Below are 7,545 nucleotides of genomic sequence, written 5' to 3'. Positions count from 1 at the left end.
TCATATTGTACATAAAAACGTCTTTTCTGGTTATTGAATTAAATTAGTAGACAACAATATTTGAAACATCAAAAATTTCAGCTTTTATCAAACTTATATACATATTTGGAATTACATGTTAAACTAAAAAAAGATAGGGGGAGATTTAATATGTCAGAAAAAAGTACAAAAGACTTAAAAAACGTCAACAAAATTATCGGTTCAATTGGTGCTATTTTCGGAATAATTGTATTCATCGCCTATATTCCACAAATTATTTCCAATATTCAAGGAGTTAAAAGTCAACCTTGGCAACCTTTAGTTGCCTCAGTTTCCTGCTCTATTTGGGTTCTTTATGGATTAACCAAGCAACCTAAAAAAGATATACTACTTGTTATTCCTAATCTATTTGGTGTTGTACTTGGCTTTATAACATTTATTACTTCACTATAGATTGATCCCCTAATTAAATACAATAGTTGAATAAAGGCAGGATTCTAAATGAGATATCGTTTTGAAATCCTGTCTTTTATTAACTTTACTATTTAACAAAATATTTTATTTGTCAAATATACGATAGTTATCCCCATATTATATTATGTATAGCTCTTAAGTAATTAATTGTTTTTTTTATTTGACAAAAAAATAAATATAACACTTTTAATCGATTGACATATGAATAGTTATTCATGTATACTTTGTTCAAGAGGTATATTTATATAGATGAATTGATTGCAAATAGAAAGGATGTTAAAAATGAGTACAAAAAAAGAACAAACTCATAATCACGGAACTAGATTAGCCGTTATCATGTTTTTTATCGGGTTAGTTGCATTTTTACTTGGTATCTTTTTGCCAATTAAAAATCAATCTTTTGGATCCTTTATGTTTATTATTTCTGTCATAACTGCAGGATACCATATCATTTTTGAAGGTATCGGAAATACCATTACTAAATCAATCAAAAATAAAAAATTTCAACCAAATGTTCACTTCTTAATGACTATAGCAACAGTTGGAGCTATTATTATTGGAAACTATGAAGAGGCGGCATTACTAATTCTCATTTTTGCTGGCGCTCATTTTTTAGAAGATTACGTGGATGGAAAAAGTAAAAGAGAAATTACTAACTTACTTAATTTGAATCCTACCGAAGCGAGACTCTTGCTTAAATCCGGAACAACAAAAATCATACCTGTTGATCAAGTTAAAATAGGTGATACTTTACAAGTTTTAAATGGGGCCCAAGTTCCAACAGACGGAATTATCATCAGTGGTTATACATCAATAGATGAGTCTTCAATCAACGGAGAAAGTATTCCAAAAGAAAAAAATATAGGCGATGAAGTTTTCGGAAGTACAATTAATGGAACTGGAACTTTCACTATGGAAGTAACAAAAGACAGCTCCGAAACTGTTTTTGCCAAAATATTAGAATTAGTTAATGACTCTCAAGAAAGTTTAACTAAAACGGCTACTTTGATTCAACAGTTAGAACCAAAATACGTTACTATTGTTCTAGCTTTATATCCCCTTGTACTATTAGCAGGACCGTATTTATTAGGATGGTCATGGGAAATTAGTTTATACCGAAGCATGGTATATTTAATTTCTGTATCACCTTGTGCTTTAGCAGCAAGCGCTGTTCCAACAACTCTTTCAACAATTTCTAATTTATCTAAAAAAGGCGTTTTAGTTAAAGGTGGCGCTTATTTATCTAAACTTAATGAATTAAAGGCTATCTCTTTTGATAAAACGGGTACCTTAACAAGTGGTAAACCCGTTGTGACCAATGTATTTTTTGATCCAAAAGAAGATAAAGAACAGCTCATCGAATTAATTGTTGCAATGGAGTCACAATCAAATCATCCTTTAGCTACGGCTATCCTTAATAATTTTCCAAATCAAAGTACCTTAAAACTAGATGTTGAAAATGAAATTGGTCGAGGATTATCAACCCAATATGCAAATGATATTTATCGGATAGGAAAACCAAGTTCTTTTGAGGATATTGCCATTACTTATCAACAAAAAGAACAATCACTTGCCTCTGAAGGCAATACAGTCGTATTTATTGGAAAAAATGAAAAAGTCATTGGTTTAATTGCACTTATGGATGTTCCAAATGATTATGCAAAAGACGCAATTGCTTACTTTAATAATCAAAATGTTCATACAACTATGATTACAGGAGATGCTAAATTAACTGGCGAAGCTGTCGGACGTCAAATTGGTATTGCCGAAGTAGTCGCTAACGTTATGCCTGAAGACAAGGCTAGCATTGTCTCTGAGCAACAAAAAAAATATGGTGCAACAGGAATGTTGGGTGATGGTATAAACGACGCTCCCGCTCTAGTAACTGCAGATGTTGGTATCGCAATGGGAGATGGCACAGATGTTGCAATGGATGTCGCCGATTTAGTATTAATGAAAAATGATTTATCAAAATTAGTCTATGCTCATAAATTGACTAAAAAAATGGATAAAGTTACGTGGCAAAATGTATATTTCTCAATGTTTATTGTTGCTCTTTTAGTTACATTAAACTTTCTAGGAAAAATGAATATTGCTATTGGCGTTATTGTCCATGAAGGCAGTACAATTATTGTTATTCTCAATGGATTGAGACTATTACGTACTCCTAAAAAATATTTATAATAAAAAATTATATTTCATGATTGAAGAATAAATTTATTTGACATCCGTTATAAATGGGGCTATACTTTCATTTATCAAAAAGACTAAAGGAGGACACCGAATTGAACATTGTTTTATTTAATAGACGTAATCTAATAAATAAACAGTGAGTTCGTGTATCCATATTTAATCCATTTAGCTAATTTAATTTTTACTGACGCTATTTTCGCACTCCTGTATTTTATAGGAGTGCTTTTTTTATGCCAAAAAACAAAAAAAAGGAGGATGGTCTCTATGTTAGAAGACGAGCCTATCTGATAAAAAAATAAAGAAAAGGTGATAGACAATGATGAAATTAACAAATATATCTTTGATGGAAGAAAAAACAGGTCGCTACTTGATACAAGATTTATCTCTAGTGATTAATGATGACACAAAGTTAGCTATTATTGGCGAGGAGGGAAACGGAAAATCTAGTCTCCTTCATGCAATTAGAAACAGACACGACGTTATCTCCTACTTACAAGTAACTGGAGATATCTCGTCTACTTATCAACATATCGGCTACTTGAATCAATCCCTCATTCTTGATGATGAAGAATTAATAGTAGCTGATTTATTTGATGAGGTTGAATGGGATACTTTACTGATTGAAGCCATGCAAGCTTTCCAAATTGATAATCTATTTAGTACACAACGTTACACTGATTTATCTGGTGGAGAAAAATTAAAGTATCAATTATTAGCTGTTCTAGCTAATAACCCGGACCTACTTTTACTGGATGAGCCTACTAATAACCTAGACTTACAAGGCATTTCCTGGCTAGAAAAATTTGTCAAAAACTTAAGCATACCTGTTATTTTTGTTTCTCATGATGAAGGTTTCATTCAAGAAACCGCGAATGAATTACTCCATTTAGAGTTAACAAAAAAAAATCAAGTTCCTCTTCACTCCTTATCTCACGATGATTTTTTAACTTATAAAAATAAACGAGAAAAAGCTATTTTGGATCATAACCAGCAAGTTCGAAATGAACAACGAACATTAAAAAAACAAGAAACAAAACTTCAAGATGTTTGGAATAAAGCTGAACATCAACATACGCAAGTTTCTCGTGCTGATCCAAGACTTCAAAAAAAAGTAAAATCGTTGAAACAGCAAAAGGAACGTCTTTCTAATCAAAAGGACCAAATCAAAGATATCCGAACCATTGAAGAACAACCGACATTTTTCTTTTCTCCTGTTCGCTCACCAAAGACTAAACAATTAATTCTTGATTTTAATTTACCTATTTTAGAAAACGACAAAGGTGTTTTAGCAACAGATATTCAGCTATCTTTATTTACACAAGATAAATTAATTATTACTGGTGAAAATGGCATTGGAAAGTCTACGTTGCTACAAGAAATCTATCAAGAATTAGCGAAGCAAAGTAAATATAAAGTTGGATTTATGCCGCAAAACTACGAAGATGTCATTGATTTAGATGAGACTGTTTTATCGGTATTAAACATCGGAAAAGAAAACGAGGAACAAAAAATTCGAACTTTACTAGCCAATTTAAATTTCACACGAGATGAAATGCTTCATCCTGTGAATGAACTCAGTGGTGGTCAGCAAGCTAAAATACTACTTGTTAAATTAATGCTTGAGGACAATGATATTCTTGTTTTAGATGAACCGACGAGAAATTTAAGTCCGTTAACTAATCAAGTTTTTTATGATGCATTAAGTGAGTATGATGGCTCAATTCTTGCTATTTCTCATGATAGGAAATTTATTGACTCACTTAAAGAACGACAATTGTCTCAATTAACCAAAACAGGATTAAATAAAAAATAACCTTAATAAAAACTGTGCCTATAAAAGTAACAACTACGTTCTTTTACGGGCACAGCTTTTTAATGTTGTTTGTGTTGTTTCACTTCGTCTAGAAAGCGTCTTAACCTAATATCTTCTTCCTTTGTCAGCAGTGTGTAATCGACATAGAGTGCTTCTAATCGCGGTTTATCAATTCCGATTCTTTCTTGCATTTCTTCTTCAGTTAGTCGAATGTAATTCAATCTGTCTTCAATTTCAATTATTAATAAAATTTGTTCGATTTCATCATCTGATAACTTTTCAGATGCACTCAATTCTAGATTAATCATCTCTTTTAGGCTGTCTTTTCCAAGTATTCTTCCCAACCCCATAGCTAATTGTTTTATTTGGCGCATAATCCAATCTTTTTCTTCATAACTCATACGAACACCTCATTTTCTATATCTCTAGTATAAAAGAAAAAGCGCTTACTTACAATTTCATTTAGGTAGATGTTTTATAAAAAACGAAAGTGGTATAATTAACTCATTAATATTATCTGGAGGTTCCTTATGAACGAGTACTTATTAGTTATTTTATTTATTATTGGTATTACTTGCTTTTTTCTCTATCTAGATTTTTCCAATCGTCAAAAATTAAAGAAACGGATTCAAAAAGAATGGGGACAATTACCTAAAGTAACTGCTAAAGACAGCGAAGATAGCCTACTAGCTGCTTATTCTTTTAATGAGGATCCCTACGATTGCTATATTGATGATTTAACCTGGAGTGATTTGGACATGTTTGAGGTGTTTCAACGACTCAATTTTACTTACTCAAGTATTGGGTCAGAAAGCTTATACAAATCATTGCGATCTTACTCCCTTAATTCTGAAAAATCAAAAAAGAAGGAAGAGCTTATTACTTATTTTGAGACACATCCAAAAGAAAGAGAAGCTATTTCCTTTCAATTTGCTTGTCTTGGAAAAAGAGATTCTAATTATTCCCAAGCCTATTTAAATGGAAAAACGACCGTTCCTTTTGCTAATCATGGTTTGTTTCTTTTCTTAGGTCTACTTCCCATTTTAAGTTTATTGGCCGCTTTTTTAGTAGGTCCGATTGCTATCATTCTTGCTATTTCTTCTCTGTGTTTTAATACTATTTTTTACTTATCAAAAAAAGGAAAACTAGAAGTTGAACTTGGAACTATGAGTTACTTAGTTCAAGCCATTTCGTTAAGTGTCAAAATTAGTAAAACAGACTCTCCTTTTTCAACACGTTTAAAAAAAGCCTCTGCTCCTTTTAAATCCATTTTAAAACATGCGGTTACTTTTCGCGTTAAAAATGGTGGTGAAGCTGAATTAATGTTTGAAATGCTTAGTGCTTCGTTTTTACTTCAATTTGTTTCTTACGGCACCGTTTCAAAAAAAATACAGGCTCACACGACCGAAGCAAAAGAGATGTGGCAATTACTTGGTGATATTGAAATTGCTATTGCCATTCTTAATTTAAGAAAGGTTTATGAGGGACATTGGTGTCTACCAACGTTCTCAACAGATGGTGTTCACGGTAAAGACGTTATCCATCCGTTACTAAGTGAGCCTGTGCCAAATCCAATCGATTGGACACGTAGCACACTTATTACAGGCTCTAATGCTTCTGGTAAGTCTACTTATGTTCGAGCAGTGGCAATCAATTGTCTTTTTGCTCAAACCATTAATACTTGCTTAGCCCAATCGTTAACTCTGAAACCAGGACACGTAATTTCTTCCATGGGTGTTCAAGATAATGTTATTGAAGGAGACAGTTATTTTATCGCTGAGTTGAAATCTCTAAAACGATTAATAAAACTTGTTGAATCAGGAGAATTTTGCTATTGTTTCGTTGATGAAATTTTAAAAGGTACTAATACAATCGAACGGATTGCTGCTTCATCAAGTGTTATTGCTTGGCTCACAAAACAAAATCAACTTACCTTTGTTGCTACTCATGATGTTGAATTGCCACAAATTTTAGTTAATGACTGCGATAATATTCATTTTGAAGAAACTGTTTCAAAAGAAAATGGGATTTCTTTTGATTATGAAGTAAAACCTGGTGTGGCGACTTCTAGAAATGCCATTAATTTAATTGATGCCATGGATTTCCCTAAAGAAATTATTAACGAATCTTTTGAAAAAGCTCACTACTTTGAAGAAAACCATTCTTGGAATAACAATTATTGAAACTTCTGTGAATTTTAATGATGGACTAGAAATTTATGATATGATATCAATAATAAATTAAGGTGGTATTATTATGAAAAAAACGTGGGTTTCTGATGTGGTTTGGTTAGTCTGCCTAACTCTTTTCTTAGTCGGAATGAGAGCCTTTATCTTTTCTCCTATCAAAGTTCAAGGAGAATCAATGATGCCAAACTTGGTTGATGGTGAAAAAGCCATTGCACTAAAAGTAGGGGAAATCAAACGATTCGATGTAATTCCTTTAAAAGCACCCGATGATCCAGAGCTTTATTATGTTAAGCGTGTTATCGGACTTCCCGGTGATACTGTTGAGTATAAAGAGGACCAGTTAATTGTTAATGGGAAACCATTAAAAGAAGATTATCTTAATCAATATAAAAAAGAATTTCATGAAGCCGGCAACACCGGTCCATTAACAGAAGACTTCACTCTACAAAACTTAACCGGTCAACAAACGGTACCTGAAAACACCTATTTTGTTTTAGGAGATAACCGACAAGTTTCAAAGGATAGTCGCTTTCCTGAAGTAGGATTTATTCCAAAAGACAATGTTATTGGAAAAGCTACTGTTTCATTTTGGCCACCCAGTCAGTGGGGAATGGTTAAATAACAATAAAAAGACTAACTTATTTTGAAGTTAGTCTTTTTTAATCCTCTTCATACTCCAATATGTCACCTGGCTGACACTTTAACACTTTACAGATTGCTTCTAATGTCGAAAAAAAGAATTTCATGAAACCGGCAACACCGGTCCATTAACGGAAGACTTCACTCTACAAAACTTAACTGGTCAACAAACAGTACCTGAAAACACCTATTTTGTTCTAGGGGATAACCGACAAGTTTCAAAGGATAGTCGCTTTCCTGAAGTAGGATTTATTCCAA

Annotated in this window: 7 protein-coding genes and 1 pseudogene; 6 read left to right on the top strand and 2 right to left on the bottom strand. The window is 32.5% G+C overall.

Annotation, left to right across the window (positions count from 1 at the left end):
- Positions 1-150 precede the first annotated feature (150 nt).
- The 3 genes from RR554_RS05165 (at position 151) to RR554_RS05155 (ending at position 4,459) form a co-directional block, all read left to right on the top strand.
- Positions 151-432: a SemiSWEET family transporter gene (locus tag RR554_RS05165; RefSeq protein ID WP_332463088.1), complete on the top strand. Its 282-nt coding sequence runs from the start codon at positions 151-153 to the stop codon at positions 430-432.
- A gap of 303 nt (positions 433-735) precedes the next feature.
- A complete protein-coding gene (locus RR554_RS05160) occupies positions 736-2,637 on the top strand; it encodes a heavy metal translocating P-type ATPase (protein WP_332463089.1) in 1,902 nt (633 codons plus the stop codon).
- Positions 2,638-2,962: 325 nt separating this feature from the next.
- Positions 2,963-4,459: an ATP-binding cassette domain-containing protein gene (locus RR554_RS05155; protein WP_332463090.1), complete on the top strand. Its 1,497-nt coding sequence runs from the start codon at positions 2,963-2,965 to the stop codon at positions 4,457-4,459.
- Positions 4,460-4,518: 59 nt separating this feature from the next.
- Here the strand turns inward: RR554_RS05155 and RR554_RS05150 are convergent, their stop codons facing one another.
- A complete protein-coding gene (locus RR554_RS05150) occupies positions 4,519-4,860 on the bottom strand; it encodes a hypothetical protein (protein ID WP_332463091.1) in 342 nt (113 codons plus the stop codon).
- A gap of 129 nt (positions 4,861-4,989) precedes the next feature.
- Between RR554_RS05150 and RR554_RS05145 the strand changes: the two genes are divergently transcribed.
- Both RR554_RS05145 and lepB read left to right on the top strand, forming a co-directional pair.
- Entirely contained in the window at positions 4,990-6,642 is a 1,653-nt protein-coding gene (locus RR554_RS05145) for a MutS-related protein (RefSeq protein WP_332463092.1), read from the top strand.
- A gap of 73 nt (positions 6,643-6,715) precedes the next feature.
- Positions 6,716-7,270 carry a signal peptidase I gene (gene lepB, locus RR554_RS05140; protein ID WP_332463093.1) on the top strand — a complete coding sequence of 185 codons (555 nt, stop codon included), beginning with the start codon at positions 6,716-6,718 and terminating at the stop codon, positions 7,268-7,270.
- 37 nt (positions 7,271-7,307) lie between these two features.
- Here lepB and RR554_RS05135 read toward each other — a convergent pair whose 3' ends face one another.
- On the bottom strand, positions 7,308-7,394 hold the full coding sequence (locus RR554_RS05135) for a helix-turn-helix domain-containing protein (RefSeq protein WP_443081209.1): 87 nt from the start codon (positions 7,392-7,394) through the stop codon (positions 7,308-7,310).
- A gap of 24 nt (positions 7,395-7,418) precedes the next feature.
- Here RR554_RS05135 and RR554_RS05130 point away from each other — a divergent pair.
- Positions 7,419-7,545, top strand: a pseudogene (locus RR554_RS05130) (S26 family signal peptidase); the annotation flags it as partial.

Source organism: Vagococcus sp., assembly GCF_036639995.1.
Classification (GTDB): Bacteria; Bacillota; Bacilli; order Lactobacillales; family Vagococcaceae; genus Vagococcus.
This window is presented reverse-complemented; position numbering and strand designations above follow the sequence as displayed.